This window comes from Bacillus sp. SRL337 (assembly GCF_984799155.1).
The window spans coordinates 790909-812631 of the sequence record NZ_OZ481793.1; the positions used below are offsets into that span (position 1 = coordinate 790909).

The following is a 21723-nucleotide window of genomic DNA, read 5'->3' on the forward strand; positions in this document are numbered from 1 at the left end:
GGAGAGTAGCTATTTTTCTTTCCTGCTTACAGGGGGGATCCGGTGAATGACCGAAAAATGAAGAGCCTTATATAAAGAGAAAGTGATGTCATGCGTATAGGGGTGTGTGCAGGATAGGAAGTATAGGGGGCGAGCCGGCTTTATTGCATTTGAAGAGAAATAGGAAAGGTAATCCTGTGAATTTTTCACACCTGTGAGCCTTGCCCAAAAACCGCCTGAAGTGAAATAGAATTCCTGCAATGCCTGGTCCGGGATCAAGAGAACAGATTCTGATTCCAGTTTTGTCCAAAAAAACGCCCTTCAAATTCATATGAAATGGAATAAAACAGCGGCGTTTCAATGAAAAACACCCTGGTTTTCAGGGTGGGGGATACTATCTTTTCTGTAACTCTTCTTCAAAGAAAAATGTACTTGGATATTCTTTCACGATGTATGAGTATCTTTTCATGTTTTTGATGTATTGTGATTTAATGATTTTTACGTTTTCACTGGATGATTTAATACTGACTTCTTCACCGACATTGAATAAACACTTACCCATATGCTCACCCTTTCTAAAGATATAAACTGTAATGGACATGGACGTTGGAAATGAAGAATAAAGGGATGGAAAATAAAGAAGGCAAGCTGCTCTGCTTGCCTTTGTTCAAAGATTGGAAAGTATAAATTCTTGAAGGGCAATAGTGTCTGGCGGCAGCGCCCTTACAACACTGAATAGGGGCCGCCGCTTTACTTATGGTCCATCTATAAGATTATCCGCGTCTTCCGCCTCGGCCGCCGCGTTTCCCTTCGGTATTGCGTTTCAGAGATGATAAATTTTCTTCGCTGGATTTCATGAACTTAGCCATTTTATCCTCGAACGTCTCTTTAGGCTTGAAGTTTCCTTTAGAACGGAAGTCTTTGTTAGGTCTGCTGTCTCTTCCTTGGCGTGGAGGACGCTTAGTGAATCCAGAACCCTCTGGTTTGTCTACAGCTTTTTTGATTGACAAGGCAATTTTGCCCGCATTCTCACTAATTACCTTAACCTCAACTTCATCGCCTACTTTAAGATGGTCGTTAACATCTTTCACATAACTGTCCGCCACCTCACTGATATGCACGAGACCGGTTGAGCCTTCGGGTAATTCCACGAATGCCCCGAAATTAGTGATACCAGTTACCTTACCTTTAACCTTGCTGCCTATTTCGATTGCCAAAAAAAGTTCCCCCTTAATAATTATAACAACATCTAATTATAGCAAATTCACCGGCTAAAATCTAATGGTGATTCATGGCTTTATTTTTTGCCTTGATATAAATTGAAAAATGCCCAGATTATACAGTATGCATAAAGCGGTTTAAACAGTCCATTCCAATGTATGTTTAGACGCAAAGAAGTGTTTTCAAGAATTGGATGGAAGATGGAAAAAATCCATAAAAAAGAGGTGTTGGAATAAAGTTAAGAAGTGCACCAATATCAGATGTTCATTCAAACGATGACCCATATATGGATGGGAGTGGATGATAAAAAAGCCTTTTGCATGGCTGCTGTACCAAAAAGATTTGAATTTCGAGATATTTTGCCCGATTTCACCCTTTATACCCTGAAAAGCTAGAAAGGAACTGCTCTTCCATCATTAGCATCCCAGGGGAAAGTCCGCGCCCGGGCATTTTTCATAAGGCAGCAATCCATACGAAAACAGCCTTTCATAATGATGAATCTGCCCACTCTTTGATGATGGATGCCATATGATCCTTGTTGTGTTGAAATTGTTTTATTCTGTGCCCATTTGCACCAGAGGGATGGGGAAACCCGGTTAACAAGGTGTGGGAGGGGAGCTTTGCTTCTTTCTTGAGATGTTGAAGAACTGATTCCACTGTTCTGCCAAGCGGAATGAGCAAAGCGCCAGGTCCGATTTGTTGAAGTTCTTCCGGGAAGATAACCATGGAGTAGTAAGAAAGTAAATCCGACTGACCAATTCCCGGCCTGTGTCCCGTATAATTCTGGCCATGCAAGAAAACAGGGTACTTTATAACGGAAGCGGTGTGCACTAATCGCCGATTTTCGTGAAACAGGGATAAAGTGCTATCAATGTTTAGGAACTCAGAAAGACCTGCTTGATCAAGCATTGCAATGAGGTTTTTTCTGATGGGACCCGAGAAACCGGCTGCAATCTTGGCTGCCTCCAGAATCTGGTTTTGGCTCTGATTCAAGTCCAGGCTTTGTAAAGTCTGTTCATAGGCCGTTCTCATCTGCGTCCACCCGGGAGTGATCCCGATGAGGACAATCTTCGCCTTGGTATTGATGTATTCATTATGAGGGGCGTAGTACATTTCCAGGTTCCCGGACTTTTCTAATAAGAACCTTGGTGTAAGTAATGTTTCCTTCGTCAGGGGAAGGGATAAAGAACTGATTTCCGACAGGTAGGAAGGAAGTTTTGATTCCAAGTAGGATTCCTCCTTTTCAAGATGAAGTAATAGTCTATCTATATCATTTACTTAAACATCGGATAATTACAAGCAAATCTATTGTAATCCTGCAGAAATTCCTTTATCATCTAAAAAGAGAACACAATATTATGTGTTTGTGAAAGGTTTTAATAACTACATATTGTGTAATGCCGATAAATATGGTGTCTATTTAGACGTAATAGGGAATCTGGTGAAAATCCGGAACTGTCCCCGCAACTGTAAGTGCTGACGAAATAAGTAACTGCCACTGTCTTCAACCGAAGGCGGGAAGGACTTAATGTAGGGTGAAGCACAAGTCAGGAGACCTGCCATGTTTATAGCGTCTTATCTTCTTCGGGAATTGGGAAGGTAGAACGAGGATACATTGGTAGGCTTGAACAATTGTCTATGAATCTATCAGCGTTTGAAAAACCCATCCTTTGCGATGGGTTTTTTTATTCCCATTTTTCAGATTGAAGCAACTTCTACGTAAAAGGAGCAATGAAAAATGGAAGCATTATCCTCGCATGTATCAAGAACCGTTGTGACCCGGCTGGTACTCCCGCCTAATACCAATCATATGGGCACCATCTTTGGAGGAACCGTCTTGTCCTATATTGATGAGATTGCCGCTATCTCTGCCATGAAGCACAGCCGTAAAGTTGTGGTGACAGCGTCCATCGATACTGTTAATTTCCTGTCGTCGGCAGAAGTCGGCGATATATTAACGCTGGAGGCATGCGTCATTTCAACGGGCCGTACCTCGATGGAAGTCTTTGTGAAAGTGGAAAGCGAGGACCTTGAAACAGGAGAAAAAACCCTTACTACAACATCAATATTATCTATGGTGGCGAAGGATGAGGAAGGGCGGCCGACTCCGGTACCCGGTGTCATCCCGCAAACAGAAGAAGAAGAAAACCTGCTGAAAACCGCGAGAACCCGCAAACTGCGCAGGCTTGAGATGAGAAATCAATAAAAGTGGGAGGATTTCAAAATGGAATTAACGACAGTACATCGGATGCAAGAGGTGACACTGCTGCTTGGAGAGTTGAAGAGCAGGCATAAAGGCGTATCTTTTGAAGAATACGAGGAAAAAGTCCGGCAGGCGTTGGAAGCTAAGAAGGATATGACTGCTGATCAGCTGGATAACCTGCTGATCCTTGCAGCTGTAGAAAGAATCAGCAGTATGGAACCCGACTGGACCTATGTGGCCGCAGATATTTATTTGAAAAAGTTATACCGCGCGAGCTCGATTTCCAGAGGGACACTGTCCGGCAGAGGATACGGGTCTTTCTTTCACATGATAACACTTCTGGAGGAGCTGGGGATCTATGATAAGCGGCTGCTTCAGAGATACAGCAAAGAAGAGATCGACACCCTGGAAAAAATAATTGATGGAGAAAAGGATCGATTATTTACGTACATAGGAATCGTCACACTGGCAGAAAGATATTTAGCCAAGGCCCATGACGGCACATTCATCGAGCTTCCACAGGAACGCTTTATGATCATTGCGATGACTCTTTTAGCCGATGAGCCGAAAGAAAAACGACTGGAATTGATCCAAGAGGCTTACTGGGCACTGTCGAATCTGTATATGACAGTGGCGACTCCGACCTTGGCGAATGCCGGAAAAAGTTATGGACAGCTCTCAAGCTGTTTCATCGATACGGTGGAAGATGATCTGCGGAGCATTTATGACTCCAACACAGACGTCTCGACATTGAGCAAGAACGGAGGCGGAATCGGCATTTATATGGGCAAAATCAGGAGCCGCGGAAGTGATATCAAAGGCTTTAAAGGAGTCAGTTCCGGTGTCATTCCCTGGATGAAGCAGTTGAATAACACCGCGGTCTCAGTGGATCAGCTGGGACAGAGGCAGGGAGCGATTGCCGTTTATCTGGATGTATGGCATAAGGATATTTTTCCATTCCTCGATTCAAAGTTGAACAATGGAGATGAACGCCAGCGTACCCATGATCTTTTCACGGGTGTATGCCTTCCTGATCTTTTCATGGAGCAGGTGGAAAACAGGGGTGACTGGTATCTGTTTGATCCTCATGAAGTGAGGAAAGTGATGGGCTTTTCCCTTGAGGACTATTTTGATGAAAAGCAGGGTCAGGGTTCATTCAGGGAAAAATATTGGGAGTGTGTTTTTAACCTGGACCTGTCCCGTGAAACCGTTCCGGCCATCGAGCTATTCAAGTCGATTATGGTCTCCCAGCTTGAAACCGGAACACCTTATATGTTCTATAGGGACACAGTCAATCGGTTCAATGCAAATCAGCACAAAGGAATGATTTACTGCAGCAATCTTTGTACCGAGATCACCCAGAATATGAGCGCCACGGTCATGGAGGAAGAACGGGTGGAAGACGGGACCATCATCACGTATAAAAAGCCGGGAGACTATGTGGTATGCAACCTGTCATCCCTTTCCCTTGCGAAGGCCGTGAAAGACGGGGTTCTTGAAAAAGTCATCACGATTGCCGTCAGAATGCTTGATAATGTCATAGATATCAATCAAATTCCGGTGCTGCAGGCCCAGCTCACCAACGAAAGGTACCGGGGGATCGGTCTTGGTACCTACGGCTGGCACCATCTGCTGGCGTTGGAAGGAATCAAGTGGGAAAGTGATGAAGCCGTCGATTATTGTGATTCCCTATATGAAGAGATTGCTTTTTATACGGTATCAGCAAGTTCGGCTTTGGCGGCGGAAAAGGGCGCATATCCGTATTTCTCCGGCTCAGAGTGGTCGACAGGGGAGTACTTTGAAAAGAGGGGATATACTTCAGCCAGATGGCTGGATCTTAAGGAAGAGGTGCAGCGGAACGGCATCCGAAATGGCTACTTGATGGCTGTGGCCCCCAATTCATCAACCTCACTGATTGCCGGTTCGACTGCCAGCATCGACCCTGTTTTCCGCCTGGAATATTCAGAGGAAAAGAAAGATTATAAGATTCCGGTCACAGCCCCGGATTTATCGCCGCATACGACATGGTATTACAAGACAGCTTATACTATCGACCAGCATTGGAGCATCAAACAAAATGCGAAACGCCAGCGCCATATCGATCAATCGGTCTCCTTCAACCTTTATGTCCGTAATGATATAAAGGCGAAAGCCCTGCTGGATATTCACCTTGATGCCTGGAAGTCAGGACTGAAAACGACATATTATGTCCGCTCAACGTCCAATGCAGAAATAGAAGATTGTGAGAGCTGCCACAGCTGAGGGAAAGGATGAGAAAAGTGAATTTGGAAAAAAGAAGATTGATTGATACGGATGCCCCGAACGCCGCTACTGCCATTATCAATGGGAGAAGTTCAAATATATTAAACTGGGATGATGTGCGGTTTTCATGGGCTTATCCAAAATACAAGAGGATGCTCGGGAATTTTTGGACGCCATTTGAGATCAATATGTCCAAGGATATTAAGCAATTCCCGAATTTGACTGAACAGGAACAGGAGACCTTCTTGAAGGTGATAGGGCTTCTCGCCTTACTGGACAGCATCCAGACCGATTATGCCGGAAAAGTAGCAGACTATTTAACCGACTCCAGCCTGAATGCACTGATGATCATCCTTGCACAGCAGGAAGTCGTCCACAATCACTCCTACAGTTATGTACTGTCCAGCATAGTTTCCAAGAAAAGGCAGGATGAGGTGTTTGATTATTGGAGGACCGAGCCCACCTTACGGAAGCGGAATGACTTTATCACTAATGGATACAAGGGATTCGCAGAAAACCCGAATGTTGAGAATCTGCTGCACTCTATTGTCTATGATGTCATCCTGGAAGGATTATTCTTTTACTCTGGCTTTGCTTTCTTTTATAATCTGGCACGCAACCAAAAGATGGTCGCCACTTCGACGATGATCAATTACATTAATCGCGACGAACAATTACATGTCGGCCTTTTTGAAAAAATCTTCAAAGAAGTCCTGCAGGAAAACCCAGAATATGATACAGCAGAACTCAGAACGTTTGGTGTTGAATCGTTCAGGAGAGCTGCAGACCTGGAAATTGAATGGGCTGAAGAAATCATCGGGGATACCATTGACGGCCTGTTGATGTCTGATGTAGAAGCCTATATAAAGTTTATGGCCAATAAACGGTCGCTGCAAATGGGCTTTGATGCCCCTTTTGAGGGGTATAAAAGCAATCCTTTACGATGGATAATCGCCTACCAGGAAGTGGACCTCGGGAAGACTGATTTTTTTGAGCAGAAGTCCAGGCAATATGCGAAAACTTCAGATGCCAATGGGTTTGATGAGCTTTAAAGATGGCTGATGAAACGGAAGACGGATCTGTGGAACGGTGCCCGGTGCCTTAGCCAGGGCAAAAGGGGGAGCAGTACCTGATACAAAAAGATGGATTTGCATCAGTCGCCAGGGCAAAATCGCACCAGGCACCAAGAGGGCTCAACCAGCCAAAAAGGCGTATTCCCAACTATGGGAATACGCCTTTTTCCACTATCATTTCACAAGCTGCTTGACAAGCTCCTTGTTCCGGTCTTTGAATACTTCATTATGGGAAGACACCATCGCGAAAGCACCTGCATCCGGTTGAATGTACTGTTTTGCTTGATTGACGGCATTGGCTGCATCTTGGAAAGCACCTGCAATCAGGTTCAGTTTTCCATCATGTTTGAGGATATCCCCAGCGGCAAAGATGCCGGGAATGGAGGATTCGCCCATGACAGACCCTTCCACATAGAAGTCATCCATCATTTTGATATTCAATTCACTTTCCTTCAGGAGTGAGGCATCCATATCAAACCCATGGTTGATGATGACATCATCTATAGGAAGGAAGGCAGCTTCCTGAGTCACGCTGTTCGTCAGTTCAACCCTGTCGATGACATCTTCACCTTCTTTGGCAACCAGCCTTGAAATCGACGTATTCATCAAACATTCAGCCGTGCTGTTAGAAAGCTGTGTGACTTGGGCCTCATGTCCGCTTAATTGGTCTCTGCGGCAAGTGAGATAAACTTTTTTGGCAATGGGGACAAGCTCGTTAGCCCAGTCGATGGCCGAGTTGCCTCCTCCGGAAATGACAACAGTGCGATCTTTAAAGTATCTTAAGGATTTAACTGTATAATGCAGATTGGAGATTTCAAAACGATCAGCCCCTTCAATATTCAGTTTTTGAGGCTGAAGGATCCCGCTGCCCACCGCAACAATAACCGTCTTGGAGAAGTGGACATTCCCTGATGCCGCTTTCAAAATAAAAAGACCATTCTCGTCCCGTGCAATGGAGACGATCTTTTCATTAAGGACTACTTCCGGATTGAAGGTAAGGCCCTGCTGCACCAATTGGTCAATCAGTTTTGCGCCTGGAGTGGGCATTAATCCCCCGACATCCCATATCATTTTTTCAGGATACACGTGTATCTTTCCTCCGAGCTGAGGCTGGAACTCAATAATTTTAGTTTTCATTTCCCTCAGCCCGCTGTAGAAAGCCGAGTAGAGACCGGCCGGCCCTCCACCAATGATGGTAACGTCAAAGCAGTCGATTTCCTTCATCATGACCTCTCCTTATTAATTGCATTTAATATATTAGACATTCTCATAAGAACATTGACAGTTTTTTTATAAGATTTATAGTATCATTGTAACCGAAACTGATAATCATTATCAACGTAAAATTTTTAAATGAGGATTTTTAAATATAGGAGGCACAAAATGGTTCGCCTTCACACAGATCAATAACATATTGGCTACAGTGAGAAATTGATTGTGAAAGATATGTCTATTGAGATTCCAGATAAAAAAATCACCACGATAATTGGATCCAACGGCTGTGGAAAGTCGACTCTATTGAAAGCGTTAACCAGGATCATCCGCTTTCAGAGCGGTTCAATCATTCTCGATGGAAAAAGCATAACAAAAGAGGATACCAAGAAATTGGCGAAAAAGATGGCGATTCTGCCGCAAAACCCTGAAAGTGCAGGAGGTTTGACAGTCGGAGAACTGGTCTCCTACGGAAGATTTCCTTACCAAAGCGGTTTTGGCCGATTATCTAAGCGGGATATAGAAATTGTAGCCCTGGAAAAAGAGTGGTTCATCCTTCTCCTTACGGCTGTGCCTTGGCGGCGGGCTGCTTTTTCGGTAACGGGAGGGATTGCGTTTGTCGGATTGATGGCTCCGCATATCGTATAAGCACTGATCGGACCGAGGCATCAACTATTTTTACCGGTTGCCATCCTGGCAGGGGGATGGCTGCTGATGTGGGCTGACACCATCGGACGGAACCTTACAGATCCGGACGGCATTCCCGCAGGCATCATTAAAGCTCTGATCGTAGCACCCTATTTTATGTATTTACTGATGAAAAAAATATAAGTTCTTAGTTGAAGCAGAGGCTCTTAAGGGGTCTCTGTTTTTTTACTGCTTTCTTTGTATCCAGCTTCAAGGCTCAACTGCTAGCGGACTTCCCGGCTCCTCCCTGCGATAAGTCAACATCAACTCACTATGTTCGTTGTGTTTCCTACATCTCATGCGGAGCCAGTCCAGTCCGTACGCAGCAGATCGGGCCTTTCCACATTATAAAAATTAGTCATCATCGAATCACTTCGCTCTTCGTGATTCCTATATCTCATGCAGGAGCCCTCCAATCCGTACGGCGCTGATCGGCCGCTTCCGCTTTTCATTTCACATTAGGCTTACGCTGGCATATACAAAGAGCATGTAGGGATAGATATACAAATTGATGTATAGAAAATAATGAAACTTTTTATCTAGTTTTTCAAAAATGGTTGATTATGAATAAAAATTCAGTATAATAAATTTTAATTCATTTTATTCAAGAAAGGAAGCGTGGAAAATTGGCAAAAGAGAAGATTGTTCTTGCGTATTCCGGTGGTCTTGATACATCGGTGTCTATAAAGTGGATTCAAGAAAAGTATGGATATGATGTCATAGCTTTAGGGCTCGATGTCGGAGAAGGGAAGAACCTTGATTTTATTAGAGATAAAGCCCTCCAGGTGGGAGCGGTCAAAGCGTATATGATTGATGCGAAGGAAATGCTGGCAAAGGACTATATTATCCCTGCCTTGAAAGCGAATTGTTTATATGAAGGGAAGTATCCTCTTTCATCAGCTTTATCCCGTCCGCTGATATCTAAGCTGCTTGTGGAGGTGGCAAGAAAAGAAGGAGCGGTTGCGGTCGCTCATGGCTGTACAGGTAAAGGAAATGATCAGGTCCGCTTCGAGGTGTCCATAAACGCTCTGGCACCAGATATGAAGGTAGTTGCTCCTGTCAGGGAATGGGGGATGACGCGTGATGAAGAAATTCACTATGCCGGAAAAAATGGGATTCCGATTCCGGTCGATTTGGATAATCCTTATTCAATCGACGCGAATATATGGGGCCGTGCCTGTGAAGCCGGAGTGCTGGAAAATCCATGGACAGAAGCACCCGAGGGGGCGTTTGACTGGACCAATCCGATTGAACAGACTCCTGATGAAGCAGAAAACATTGAAATTGAGTTTGAGCGGGGAATCCCGACAGCACTGAACGGCGAGAAAATGGAAATTGTTCAGCTGATTGAAACACTCAATGAAATTGGCGGAAAGCATGGAATCGGCAGGATCGACCATATTGAAAACCGCCTGGTCGGAATCAAGTCCCGCGAAGTGTATGAAAATCCAGGAGCCTTGATTCTTATTAATGCTCATAAGGAACTTGAATTCCTGACTTTGCCGCGTGAAATTACTTCTTTTAAATCAACAGTCGATGCACAAATGGCGAAGATGATTTATGAAGGACTTTGGTATTCACCGTTAAATAAGGCACTCCAAGCTTTTGTGGATGAAACGCAGGGAGTGGTTTCCGGAAAAATCCGAGTGAAGCTGCATAAGGGAAGCCACTTTGTCACTGGCCGCCAGTCTGCCAACAGCCTTTATAATGAAGAGCTTGCCACCTATTCAAAGGGGGATGCCTTCGACCATGATGCAGCAGTTGGTTTTATAAAGCTTTGGGGATTGACCACAAAGGTTTACTCACAGGTGAACCAAGAAGGAGCAGAGATCCATGAGACTGTGAACGACTCTGCAAGAGAGAATCTCGGAGTTTAGTTCTATATACGTTGGGAGGAATGAGAATGGCAAAACTGTGGGGCGGACGTTTCACGAAAGAGACAAACGAATTGGTAGAAGAATTCACAGCTTCGATTTCGTTTGACCAGAACCTTGCACTTGAGGACATAGAAGGAAGTCTGGCTCATGTGATAATGCTTGGTGAATCGGAAATCATTCCACAAGATGATGCAGAGTTGATTATAGAAGGCCTTTTAAAGATTAAGAGTAAAATAGAAAACGGTGAGATGGAGTACTCGGTCGAGCATGAAGATATCCATATGAACATTGAAAAACAATTGATTGATCTGATAGGACCCGTCGGCGGAAAACTTCACACAGGGAGAAGCCGGAATGACCAAGTGGCGACAGATATGCATCTTTACCTTAATCGAAAAACCAAGGAATTGATCGGATTGGTGAACGCTGTCCAGGAGGCTATCTTAGAGCAGGCAAAAGATAATGTGGAAACCATCATACCCGGTTACACCCACTTACAAAGAGCCCAGCCAATTTCGTTCGCACACCATCTGCTGGCCTATTTCTGGATGTTTCAGCGTGATAAGGAGCGTCTGCAGGACAGCTTGAAAAGGGTGAACTGGTCACCGCTTGGTGCAGGAGCGCTGGCAGGGACCACGTTCCCGATTGACCGCGCACGATCAGCAGAACTGCTTGGGTTCGACAGGGTGTATCCAAACAGTATGGATGCGGTCAGCGACAGGGACTTTATCGTCGAGTTCTTATCGATCGGCTCTTTACTCATGACCCACATTTCAAGGCTCTCAGAAGAGCTGGTGATCTGGTCCAGCCAGGAATTCCAATTCATCGAGCTGGATGATTCCTTCTGCACAGGTTCCAGTATCATGCCGCAAAAGAAGAATCCGGATGTGCCCGAGCTGCTCCGTGCTAAAACAGGGAGGGTGTACGGCAGCCTGATGGGGCTGTTGACGGTTTTGAAAGGGCTGCCGCTTGCCTACAATAAGGATATGCAGGAAGACAAAGAAGGAATGTTCGATACCGTTGAAACGCTGGAAGGCTCGCTGAAACTGCTGGACCCGATGATTGAAACAATGACGGTCAAGAAGGATTCCATGCGAAAAGCCGTCAACCAGGACTTCTCCAATGCAACGGATATTGCAGACTATCTTGTGACCAAGGGAGTCGCATTCCGCGATGCCCATGAAGTCATCGGGAAAATTGTTCTTTATGCCCTTGGGGAAAGCAAATTTCTACTAGATTTGAAAATGGAAGAGTTCAAGAAGTTCAGCCCCTTGTTTGAAGAGGATATCTATGCCATTCTTTCTCCAGAACATGTCGTTGGCGCACGCGAAAGTTACGGCGGTACTTCGCCTGTTCAGGTGAGGAAACAGATTCTACTGGCCGAGGAGAAGGTTTCTCAGGGTCAGCCTTAGAAGCAGAAGGGAATCAGATTCAAAGTAAACAGGCGCCTAGAGGGGTAAGACCAAAAGGGAGCCAGATTCAAAGTAAGGAGTTCTTTAATAAGGCTCTAGTCGCCAACTAAACCGCGAGATCCCAAACACAGAAAAAACGAACCCTATTTAGAAAGGGTTCGTTTTTAAATGGTGCGAACTACAAAGGATCAAGATTCACCTTCAACAGCCTTCTTTTCCTCATCAAAATCCGGCGAAACGGCTTTCTTGATAAACAGCGCTACGATAAAGGCAACGACTGTAAGTGCCAGAGCAAACCAGTAGGCATGGTGGACACCATAGGTCATCGCTTGATTCGCCACGCCCTCGGTAACTGCCGGCTTGCCTTCAAGGTAATTTGCCTGTCCCTGGGTCATGATGCTGACGAAGATGGAAACCCCGAGTGCCCCTGCAACAGGCTGCAGCGTGTTGGCAATCGCTGTTCCGTGCGGGTATAGATGTTTTGGTAATTCATTGAGTGCATTCGTTTGCGACGGCATCATGATCGCTGAAATGGAGAGCATAAGGATCATATAGACTAAAATGAACACCCAAATTGGTACAGAAGGATTGATGTTGCTGAAAAAGATCATCACTCCAACAAGGGTAACGGTTCCCGGGATGATCAGTTTTCTAGGACCGTACTTATCAAATAGAGCCCCCATTGTCGGCGACATCAAACCGTTCAGGAGCGCACCGGGAAGCAGCAGGAGGCCGGCGAGTTTAGCTGAATAGCCCAGCGGTCCCTGCAAATACATCGGCATGACGATTTCAGAAGCGAACATAGCCATGATGACGATGACAAAGATGATGATTCCCCTTGCATAGCTTTTATACTTAAATACCCGGACATCAAGCAAAGGCTGATCAAGCTTAAGCTGTCTGAATACAAATATGATCAAACTGATGAAGCTGACGGCCAGGAGGATGATGATTTTGGCTGAAGTGAAGCCTGCACCTTCTTCTCCGGCGCTGCTGAATCCGTAAACAATCCCGCCGATCCCGATGGATGAGAGAATGATTGAAAGGACATCCACTCTTGGACGTGTGACTTCTCCGACATTCTGCAAGTATTTAACTGCAAATAAAATTGAGAATAGCGCGAAGGGGATCACAGTGATGAACAACCAGCGCCATCCCAGGAGATCCACGATTACTCCGGACAAGGTAGGGCCGATTGCAGGTGCAAACATGATCACCAGCCCGAAAGTCCCCATGATTTTTCCGCGTACTTCAGGCCGGTACAATAGAAGCAGGGCATTGAAAATAACCGGAATCAACAGTCCTGTACCAACGGCTTGGATCATCCTGCCTGTTAACAGCATCGGAAAATTAAGCGCCGAAGCAGCAATTGTCGTTCCCAGCAGGAAAATCGACATGACCCCAATGAACATCTGGCGGGTTGTGAACCACTGGATGAGGAGGGCAGAGACCGGCATCAGCACCCCCATGACAAGCATGAAGCCGGTCGCCATCCATTGAACAGTAGGAGCATCAATATTGAAAACATCCATTAACTCTGTGAGTGCGATATTGAGCAGCGTTTCATTCAAAATGGCGAAGAAAGCGCCAATCATGAAGGTAATAAGTATAGCTTTAGAATTTATTTTGGTTTCCATAAGTTCCTCCATTTTTCAAACTTAAAATACACTTCTCTATATTCCTTCATTTAGATGGAATTCTCAAGCGACGGGCTTAGTCTTTTGCAAATATGAAACTATATACAGCGGAAACCCGGAGAAAAGGGCAGATGACTAAAATAATGAAAACAAGCGTGGGAAAGGAATGTTTAGTGAAAAACCCATGAAATGCGGCAAGGTTAATGAAGGAAATGGAGGGATACATTAAATGAAATGGCCAAGCGGGAGGGAATGACAGAAATCAAAGCCTGTCTTCAGATGACATGAAGTTTTGTGAATGCATTGTGTTGAACAGAAAATTTAAGGTGTCGTCTAATGAGCGGGTCGACCCTGATTTTTCATTTCAGAATTTTTTTCATACCTCTGGATCATTCTTCATCATTTTTTGTTTGTCCTGTTTGGAAGCCACAGCAAAAGAATGGTCAGCAGTGAAGGCAGGTTATATCCTCTTTATAGCTACAAAGAAGAAGCCTCTACCAATAGGTAAAGGCTTCTTCCGTTTTCTGTGTTTTAGCGGTTACTGTTGTTATTATTGTTATCGTTCTGCCGGCTGCGGGCTTCTCCGCCTTTTTCACCGATTTCCTGATAGAATTCTTTATCGTGGTTCTCAGATGTCGCTTCTCCGCCCTTTTGGCCGATTTCCTGATAAAATTCCTTGTCATGGTTTTTGGAAGTAGCTTCTCCGCCTTTGCGTCCTGCTTCTTCCACCGTCATGTTCTTGTTGTTGTCATTATTGTTGTTTCTAGCCATTGTAATTCCTCCTTAAGTTTAGAAATTTGATTTTCCACTAAGACGAGTTACTCCAGCAATCGAAAGATAAAAGCTTAACTTCTATCTTTGCTCTTTGTCTTCCCCTTCATCATCTCTTTAAACAAGGTGGAATAAACTACCATATACAAGCGTAATGACAAGTTAAATTCAGTAGGATAAGGAGCGGGCAATGCAATGCATATTCCTTTAAAGCTGTATAAATCCTTTAGTGGACGATAAACCTGAAAAACAAGAAGTGTGCTAGGGGAGCTTTAAGGGCCGATGAAATTTCTAAAAAAAATCACCTCAACCGTTACCCTCGAGGACTTTACAGCTTCTATACAAAAAAAGCTCAGCACTAGAAGCACTGAGCGGGAAGGTTATATCCACTTTATGACATCGTCAAATGGTCTTCGTGTTTTAGGACGCGGCTCTTCGACGCGGTAGCCGAATGCTGCCATGACGGAAATACTGAAATGGCCGTCTTCAAGCAAACCTTCTTCAGCTAGGAGGTGGTTCATTTTTTCTATATTGAAACCTTCAATCGGGCAGGAATCGATTCCAATCTGAGCGGCAGCTGTCATCATGTTCGCCAGCGCTATGTAAGTCTGTTTGGAGGCCCAGTCAAATAGTGGTCTGTCGCCATCAAGCAGCTTGAAATCTTCCCTTTGAAACTCTTCCACTCTGCCGAGGAATTTCTCCATCATTTCTCCTGGGAACTTGGAAATGTTCAATAACTGGTCTTTCAGGTACTCCGAATCGTACTTGGTGTCTTTCTTGGTCCTCGCAAGAAAGATGACAAAATGGCTCGCTTCGGGAAGTTTGGTGAATGCTCCCCATGAAGTATTTTTGATTTTGTCCCGCAGCTTAGGGTCCTGAATGATAAGAAAACGCCAAGGTTCGAATCCGAATGAACTTGGGGAAAGACGGCCCGTTTCCAATATGAACCGGAAATCATCCTCCGGAATCTTTTGATCAGGATCAAATTGCTTTGTGGCGTGTCTGAAGTGAAAAGCGTCAAGAATCTCCTGCTTCCTTTGGTCTTTGTTTTGCACTTGTGTCATCCTCCTTTTGAAATGTTCTTATATAAAGTAACACAGTAGGAGATTCCCATTCAGTGATTATGCTCAACTGGAAGAGCACATTTTAGTAAGCATATTGGTTGTCCAGAGGTACTGATAGAGGCTACAATATTACGGTAACCGAAACAGTTTAGCTGCTGTTTCTTTTTTTATGAAGAGGGAATTATATTTCCATTCCCCTTCTCAATTGAAGAATAGAAGAGGAATGGAAACAGCAAACTAATAGTCAGGCTTTAGAAAGGGGGAAGAAAATGGAGAAGACTCAGGCGAAAGAAGGGCAAGATATAAAGATCGCGCCGATTGTCGCAATTTTAATATCTGGAGCTTTTGCGGCGATATTGAATCAGACCCTCTTGGCTACGGCATTGCCTCACATTATGGAGGATTTGAATCTGACAGCGAATACGGCACAATGGCTGACCACTGTCTTTATGCTGGTGAACGGGGTGATGATCCCTATTACAGCATTCCTCATTGGACGCTACACGACAAGGACCTTGTTTATGACTGCGATGGGATTGTTCGCATTGGGAACACTGTTCTGTGCAATTGCCCCGAACTTCTTCTTTTTGATGATTGGAAGGATTGTTCAGGCATCCGGGGCAGGTATCATGATTCCATTGATGCAGACGGTATTTTTTATTATTTTCCCTGTTGAAAAGCGTGGGTCGGCCATGGGATTGTTCGGTTTGGTCATTTCCTTTGCGCCAGCGATCGGGCCAACATTGTCAGGCTATCTTGTCGATCAATATCCTTGGCGCGTCTTATTTTACATTGTACTGCCTATTGCCATCATTGATTTAATCATCGCCTTTTTTGTTTTGAAAAACGTTACCAAGCTTACGAATCCGAAGCTGGATGTTCTCTCAATCATCCTGTCTACACTGGGATTTGGCGGAATGCTTTATGGGTTCAGTGCAGCGGGTACCGCAGGCTGGGGAAGTGCCCAGGTAATCCTGTCATTGGTTCTTGGGGCGTTGATCCTCTATATGTTCATAAGGAGGCAGTTTAACCTTGAGGAGCCGATCCTTGAATTCAAGGTGTTCAAGTATGGAGTATTCACTTTGGCAACCATCATTGGGGTGATCATGTTCATCGCGATGATCGGAGGTGCGACCATCCTGCCGATTTATATGCAGAACATGCATGAGTTCACTGCCTTTGAATCAGGATTGATGCTCTTGCCTGGGGCGTTGATCATGGGAATCATGAACCCGATCAGCGGAAGGATCTTCGATAAATTCGGAGCCAAGATGCTGGCCATAGTAGGACTGACCATTACGACGGTTTCTACCTTTTTCTTTACGAATTTGACGACAGAAACATCATTTACCTACATGGCGGTTGTCAATGCGGTGCGGATGTTCGGAGTCGCATTGGTAATGATGCCCGTTACGACTGCGGGACTTAACCAGCTGCCGCCAAGCCTTATTCCGCATGGTACAGCCATGAACAATACGATGAGGCAGGTCTCTGGATCAGTTGGAACGGCCCTGCTGGTCACCATTATGACGAATACGGCGCTGAATCCTGCAGAGCATGGAATGCAAGGGCTTGTTCACGGAGTCAACGTCTCGTTCATTGCAGCAGGAGCTGTCGCCGCAGTAGGTATCATTCTGGCATTTTTTCTTAAAAAGACAACCCCGGCAGAAGAGTGACACAGGCACAACCTGATATTTGTCGAATCAAGCGAGTGTAAAACCCATGCGGTTTTGCACTCGTTTTTTAAAATATCCGATTATACAAGCTGGCTCGCCGGTCAGTGATTTGTTCCAAAATGCGTTTTACTTCGATATCGTCTTTCTTCGTAAATATCATTCTGTGTTTCATCTTCAACACTCCCTTCTACCACTAGTGTAGCCAGGAACTCCTTTGGAATTAACATCCGATGGCCGGTTTTCTCTTCAGACCTTAGATGGAGAAGGATTCAGCCGCATGTAAAAAGGCATAACCACACTGTGGATATGCCTTACAGTTTGCCATGTTACTGCGTTCTTAATAGGAATTCATGCTTCAAAGATGTGGTAATATAAATTTGGAATATTAAGGATAGTAAAAAAATAATGAAAAGGGTATATCATGCTCGACTATGAATATTACCGGAATATATAAAAAGAAAAGCGGAGGAATATGGCCCCTGAAGCAATAGAATTGACTGCCTGCCCTCCAAGTTCCAATATAATGGGGAAAACTATTATGTCATAAGCTACTACCCTTCGCTTCAAGATCTCTTCATCAGAGAGGATGGTTCTATTCCTTCTTTTGAAGAAGTCAAAAGGTCACTCTCGTTGTCCATGTCTATAAAACGGCGGGATCCAACATCATAAAGACAGGTGGGGAATGGGCACTATCTCCTTCAGCAAACCTGTACAGGAAGTGGGAAAAAACACTTCTATCATTTAAGAGTACGCTTGAAGGGAGAGCCCCCTTAGAGATTATGGGAAGCATCAGCAGCTGCCTGGATGCTGCCAGAAGCTTGAGAGAAGAGCAGGATATTATCTTTAAAAGTGTGGAAACAGGGACGGACTTGGTGGATGAGGCGAATACTACTGAATTGGTCACAGAAGAAGTGCAAAAGAAGAAGTGCAAAAGAAGGTACGGGCATGTGTAGTTGAAATGGTAAGAGCGTCTATCCGCAAGAATGAAGTGCAGTTAAGGACAGCAGCAGGTCGAAAGGATATCTTAGCCTATTTGGACAAGATGAATTTCAAAAAACCATTCCTCCTATTGGGTTATTGTTGGTTTAAGAGAAATGAGCCGCATATGCTGAACAGCGATTTTGAAACAGCAAAAGATATGCCCGAACTGAAGGATATGGTCAAGGAGGATACTCCAGCCGATGAGTTGGAAAATCGGGAAGACTTTTATAATCTGCTGCTACATCCAAAGTGACTGCACCTTTATATAAACCTTTATTTTATTTTTCATTGGGGAGGAATCTAATGAAACAGGATATAAACCGGCAACCTGCAGAGATGGAGTATAGAAAAAAAATTAACGTCAAACCCACGAAGCAGCATAGACAGAATATCAAGAAGCATAAAAGGTTCCTTGAGAAATGGGAGATGTGGGACTTTGCCTATTATGACGGGAAAGAATATTACTTTATGACAGCATACAATTCTCTAATTGGGAAGATCACCGGTTATTTGATTTTGGATGCGACGGGAAAAGAGCCTGATACGGATAAAGTGAAAGAAGCTGCATACTTTTTAATTTCCTATAATACGATGGTCCATAACGTCATTACTGGCATGGTTCCAAGGATGAACATGAATATGGCTCCCTATCAGCAAATGGTGAAGCTGCTGACTGAGCATGTAGAAGAGATTGTACGGGCAGATCCCGAACTGGAAGGAACAATCGAGAGAATCATTGCCTTGAACAAAATGATTATAGAAGATGCATCACAAGTCAGGGAGATTGTCTACACAGTGGGCGGCTTGCAAAGGGAGATTACAAGGGGGAGCGGATTTTTCGATCGGGCATTTTTGCGAAAGATGGAGGAGGAAGTCGGCAGGTACAGCTTGAATATGTACACTTTCGGATTAAGAGAGCGTGAAATGCAGCTTGGTTATCGACGTATTTATCAGTTAATTTCCTCAGGAAAAGTTAAGGCTTCAAGGCTTAAGGGGTTATTAAGAGCGGCAACGGAAACCAATGAGAAGGAATTAGAGGCTTCCATGTCTACTTTTGAGAAGAATCCAGAGGGAAATCCATTGCACATTGATAGGGAGAACGTCCAGGAATCGCTTGAGCATAATCGTAAAATGCAGGGGAAGAAGGATTTTGGTGAAATGATACTGCCGATTATCCGAAATCTCTCCTAAAATAATAAATTTAGAACAAAGTGAATCCCCGGTACCCCTTCATCCGTATACATACTAAGCAAAAATAACTCCTGGAAGGAGAAACATATGGGAAACATTTTACTATTTTCAGTTATCGTCGGCTTGGTGATGGCAGTTCTGCTGGTACCGCTTCGAAGCGTAAGGGCGAAGGGAAAAGAGATAAGCCGTTTTAATTCAGCTGGAATGGCAGCTGTTTTGGTCATCACGGTTGCAGCCGCTTTTGGTTTTTATTATTTCAGCAACCTGGATCGTACCTTTTCATCCATGTGGCTGTTGTTGATTTTGGCTTCAGGTGCCGGCGCCATTTTGGCAGCAGGGAAGGAGCGGATGATCAAGGGCTTTGTGTTTATCGTTTCCGTTCTGATTGGTGCCTTCATGCTGACTGCATTTCTCTTCAATGCAGATGAGAAATTTGAGTCCGCTAAAATGGATGTGAAAACGGAAATAGAAGCATTTGATGAGCAGAAGACGCCGGCCAGTGTGCCGCCGAAATTTGCCCGCAATAAAATGAAAAAGGCCTTTGGCCAGGTGCCTGACACGAGTTATTATGAGCTCGGCAACCTTCAGATTCAAAAAGTAAACGGTGAGTATGTCTATATTGCCCCTGTGGAATTTTCCGGATTTTTCAAGTGGATCAAGGGAGACGAAACTCCGGGGTATTTCACTATCAGTGCAACAGATTCATCAGCCAACCCGAAGTTCGTGAAGGAAAAGATGACTTATACGCCTTCCTCCTACTTTAATAAAAATATCGAGCGCCATATTCGTATTCACTTTCCAAAGCGGATATTTACCGGTAATGTGCAGCTCGAGGTGGATGAAAACGGAAAGCCGTTCTATGTACGAACCTATGGAGAATTCATCTCTGGCAGAAACGGCTTCAAAGCGGAAGGCATCGTAGTGGTTGACCCGCAAAACGGCAAAATGAATTCTTATAAATTGGCTGATGCTCCTGCTTTCATCGATGGTGCAGTATCGCCTGAAACAGTCAGCCTGCAAAACAGTTATTATGGAAACTATGTCCAGGGCTTCTGGAACAGTGTGTTCGGAAAGTCAGAAGTTAAGCTTCCCTCAGATGAAGGGACAGAGGCCAATGTCAGCCCGATTTTCGATGAAAATGGAGACATGTTCTACTTTACAGACTTTACCTCGCCAAAAGAAGGAGTGGACAGCATGCTTGGCTACTCTTTGACCAATTCGAGGACAGGGGAGGCAGTCTTCTATACAGGCAATCTCGAAAAGTCATACATGGATTCGCAAGGCAATCTCCAAATCATTGAGAAGAAATTCATTGAGAAGAAATGGAGCGGGGAAATGCCGAGCCTGTATAACTTCTACGGGGAAGCGAGTTGGCTGACGCCGGTTCTAGACGCCAACGGCTTCCTGCAGAATTACTTTATTGTTTCAGCGGCTAACCCGGAAATCTCTGTTTATGCTAACACGCCGAACCAGGCACTGAAACTGTATAAAACAGCCTTGCAAAGGGGCGGCGGCAGCGTCAATGGAAGTGGTGAAGCAGAAGAAAAACAGGTCAGCGGAACGGTCACTCGGGTCTATAAAGAAAAAACAGGGGACTACACTGTAATTTACTTTCTTCTCGAGGAAAAAAGCTACATCGTTTCCTCAGAAAACAGTCCGATGAGCATCTACCTCGAGAAAAACGACAAAGTGAACGTCACCTATCTCGATACGGGGGAGAGCTCCTTGCCGGTACGGGAGATCACTATTGAAGGGCTGCAGTAATAGGGGGCAAATCCCAATCGGAATAGATTCGGTACCATTTCCATTGCAGTTCCAGCAGATCGCTTGATGCTTGAAAAGCGATCGATATCCACTTAAGAATCTGGACTGGGAAAGTTAAAAAATCCTCACGAAGGCTCTGGAATGTAAGGGATCTTGTGAGGATTTTTTTATTCAGGCGGAAGAGAAGAATCACCACTAACAGCAGTTCGCAGTTGGAAAAAAGTTTGAATCAAAGGCAGAACGTGAATAAATACTATATAGAGGGTTTTGGGCATTCCATGAAGGACAGATTGGGAATAAACACCCCTCAATAAACAGGATTGCCAAATCCTCAAAGCTAGTTTGATCAGACTCAAACAGGAGGTTTTCTCATTGAAAGAAGGAATTCATCCAAACTATGGAAAAGTGGTCTTTCAGGATACGAACAGCGGCTATAAGTTCCTGACCAGCTCAACCATGAAATCTCCAGACACGATTGAATGGGATGACGGAAATACCTATCCGCTGATCAAAGTCGAAGTAAGCTCGGACACACACCCATTCTATACTGGGGTTCAAAAGTTTGCCGACCGCGGCGGCCGTGCAGACCGCTTCATGAAAAAATATAATATGAAGCGCCCGGATGACGAGTGACAGGCACCACCCCACTTGTATCGAATTAAGACGCAGCGGATTCCTTTCACAGGGAATTCGCTTTTTAAGTTGGGTAAGAT

At 44.6% G+C, this 21723-nt stretch carries 17 protein-coding genes, 2 pseudogenes and 1 riboswitch; of the genes and pseudogenes, 12 read left to right on the plus strand and 7 right to left on the minus strand.

The genetic code is table 11. From position 1 onward, the window contains the following. Positions 1-373: 373 nt before the first annotated feature. The 3 genes from AC4E8A_RS03860 to AC4E8A_RS03870 form a co-directional block, all read right to left on the minus strand. Positions 374-541 (minus strand): hypothetical protein, encoded by a 168-nt coding sequence (locus AC4E8A_RS03860; protein ID WP_490196936.1) that lies wholly within the window; start codon positions 539-541, stop codon positions 374-376. Between the two features lie 211 nt (positions 542-752). Next, positions 753-1196: a S1 domain-containing RNA-binding protein gene (locus tag AC4E8A_RS03865; protein ID WP_119549107.1), complete on the minus strand. Its 444-nt coding sequence runs from the start codon at positions 1194-1196 to the stop codon at positions 753-755. 490 nt (positions 1197-1686) lie between these two features. Continuing rightward, positions 1687-2427, minus strand: coding sequence for a hypothetical protein (locus AC4E8A_RS03870; RefSeq protein WP_490196938.1), 741 nt, complete (start codon positions 2425-2427; stop codon positions 1687-1689). A 166-nt stretch (positions 2428-2593) separates the two neighbouring features. Next, positions 2594-2778, plus strand: a riboswitch (cobalamin riboswitch). 160 nt (positions 2779-2938) lie between these two features. Between AC4E8A_RS03870 and AC4E8A_RS03875 the strand changes: the two genes are divergently transcribed. Genes AC4E8A_RS03875 through AC4E8A_RS03885 form a run of 3 tightly spaced genes read left to right on the plus strand, consistent with a single transcriptional unit; the run spans position 2939 to position 6717 of the window. Beyond that, entirely contained in the window at positions 2939-3406 is a 468-nt protein-coding gene (locus AC4E8A_RS03875; protein ID WP_490196940.1) for an acyl-CoA thioesterase, read from the plus strand. A 42-nt stretch (positions 3407-3448) separates the two neighbouring features. After that, a complete protein-coding gene (locus AC4E8A_RS03880; RefSeq protein ID WP_490198761.1) occupies positions 3449-5665 on the plus strand; it encodes a ribonucleoside-diphosphate reductase subunit alpha in 2217 nt (738 codons plus the stop codon). An 8-nt stretch (positions 5666-5673) separates the two neighbouring features. Next, positions 5674-6717 carry a ribonucleotide-diphosphate reductase subunit beta gene (locus AC4E8A_RS03885; protein ID WP_490196942.1) on the plus strand — a complete coding sequence of 348 codons (1044 nt, stop codon included), beginning with the start codon at positions 5674-5676 and terminating at the stop codon, positions 6715-6717. A gap of 195 nt (positions 6718-6912) precedes the next feature. Here AC4E8A_RS03885 and AC4E8A_RS03890 read toward each other — a convergent pair whose 3' ends face one another. Beyond that, positions 6913-7962 (minus strand): NAD(P)/FAD-dependent oxidoreductase, encoded by a 1050-nt coding sequence (locus AC4E8A_RS03890; protein ID WP_490198763.1) that lies wholly within the window; start codon positions 7960-7962, stop codon positions 6913-6915. 189 nt (positions 7963-8151) lie between these two features. Between AC4E8A_RS03890 and AC4E8A_RS03895 the strand changes: the two are divergent. The 3 genes and pseudogenes from AC4E8A_RS03895 to argH all read left to right on the plus strand — a co-directional run bounded on the left by AC4E8A_RS03895 (position 8152) and on the right by argH (position 11926). Further along, a pseudogene (locus AC4E8A_RS03895) lies at positions 8152-8781 on the plus strand (iron chelate uptake ABC transporter family permease subunit). Between the two features lie 482 nt (positions 8782-9263). Next, the gene (locus AC4E8A_RS03900) at positions 9264-10514 is read left to right on the plus strand and encodes an argininosuccinate synthase (RefSeq protein WP_490196943.1); all 1251 of its coding nucleotides are present in this window, start codon (positions 9264-9266) and stop codon (positions 10512-10514) included. A 26-nt stretch (positions 10515-10540) separates the two neighbouring features. Then, positions 10541-11926 carry an argininosuccinate lyase gene (gene argH, locus AC4E8A_RS03905; protein WP_490196945.1) on the plus strand — a complete coding sequence of 462 codons (1386 nt, stop codon included), beginning with the start codon at positions 10541-10543 and terminating at the stop codon, positions 11924-11926. 188 nt (positions 11927-12114) lie between these two features. On the opposite strand, the gene AC4E8A_RS03910 is transcribed toward argH, so the two are convergent. The 3 genes and pseudogenes from AC4E8A_RS03910 to AC4E8A_RS03920 all read right to left on the minus strand — a co-directional run bounded on the left by AC4E8A_RS03910 (position 12115) and on the right by AC4E8A_RS03920 (position 15398). Continuing rightward, positions 12115-13563, minus strand: a complete 1449-nt coding sequence (locus AC4E8A_RS03910; RefSeq protein ID WP_490196946.1) for an MDR family MFS transporter — start codon at positions 13561-13563, stop codon at positions 12115-12117. Positions 13564-14121: 558 nt separating this feature from the next. Then, positions 14122-14334, minus strand: a pseudogene (locus AC4E8A_RS03915) (KGG domain-containing protein); the annotation flags it as partial. A gap of 380 nt (positions 14335-14714) precedes the next feature. Continuing rightward, positions 14715-15398 carry an NAD(P)H-dependent oxidoreductase gene (locus AC4E8A_RS03920; protein ID WP_490196947.1) on the minus strand — a complete coding sequence of 228 codons (684 nt, stop codon included), beginning with the start codon at positions 15396-15398 and terminating at the stop codon, positions 14715-14717. A gap of 269 nt (positions 15399-15667) precedes the next feature. On the opposite strand from AC4E8A_RS03920, the gene AC4E8A_RS03925 reads away from it, so the two are divergent. The 6 genes from AC4E8A_RS03925 to AC4E8A_RS03950 all read left to right on the plus strand — a co-directional run bounded on the left by AC4E8A_RS03925 (position 15668) and on the right by AC4E8A_RS03950 (position 21643). Beyond that, positions 15668-17074 carry a DHA2 family efflux MFS transporter permease subunit gene (locus tag AC4E8A_RS03925; protein WP_490196948.1) on the plus strand — a complete coding sequence of 469 codons (1407 nt, stop codon included), beginning with the start codon at positions 15668-15670 and terminating at the stop codon, positions 17072-17074. A 779-nt stretch (positions 17075-17853) separates the two neighbouring features. Beyond that, entirely contained in the window at positions 17854-18027 is a 174-nt protein-coding gene (locus AC4E8A_RS03930; RefSeq protein ID WP_490196949.1) for a hypothetical protein, read from the plus strand. Between the two features lie 5 nt (positions 18028-18032). Then, a complete protein-coding gene (locus AC4E8A_RS03935) occupies positions 18033-18308 on the plus strand; it encodes a hypothetical protein (RefSeq protein ID WP_490196951.1) in 276 nt (91 codons plus the stop codon). A 50-nt stretch (positions 18309-18358) separates the two neighbouring features. Then, a complete protein-coding gene (locus tag AC4E8A_RS03940; protein WP_490196952.1) occupies positions 18359-19246 on the plus strand; it encodes a hypothetical protein in 888 nt (295 codons plus the stop codon). Positions 19247-19333: 87 nt separating this feature from the next. Beyond that, entirely contained in the window at positions 19334-21010 is a 1677-nt protein-coding gene (locus AC4E8A_RS03945) for a sulfite exporter TauE/SafE family protein (RefSeq protein WP_490196954.1), read from the plus strand. Positions 21011-21382: 372 nt separating this feature from the next. Further along, positions 21383-21643, plus strand: coding sequence for a type B 50S ribosomal protein L31 (locus tag AC4E8A_RS03950; protein ID WP_490196956.1), 261 nt, complete (start codon positions 21383-21385; stop codon positions 21641-21643). Positions 21644-21723 lie beyond the last annotated feature (80 nt).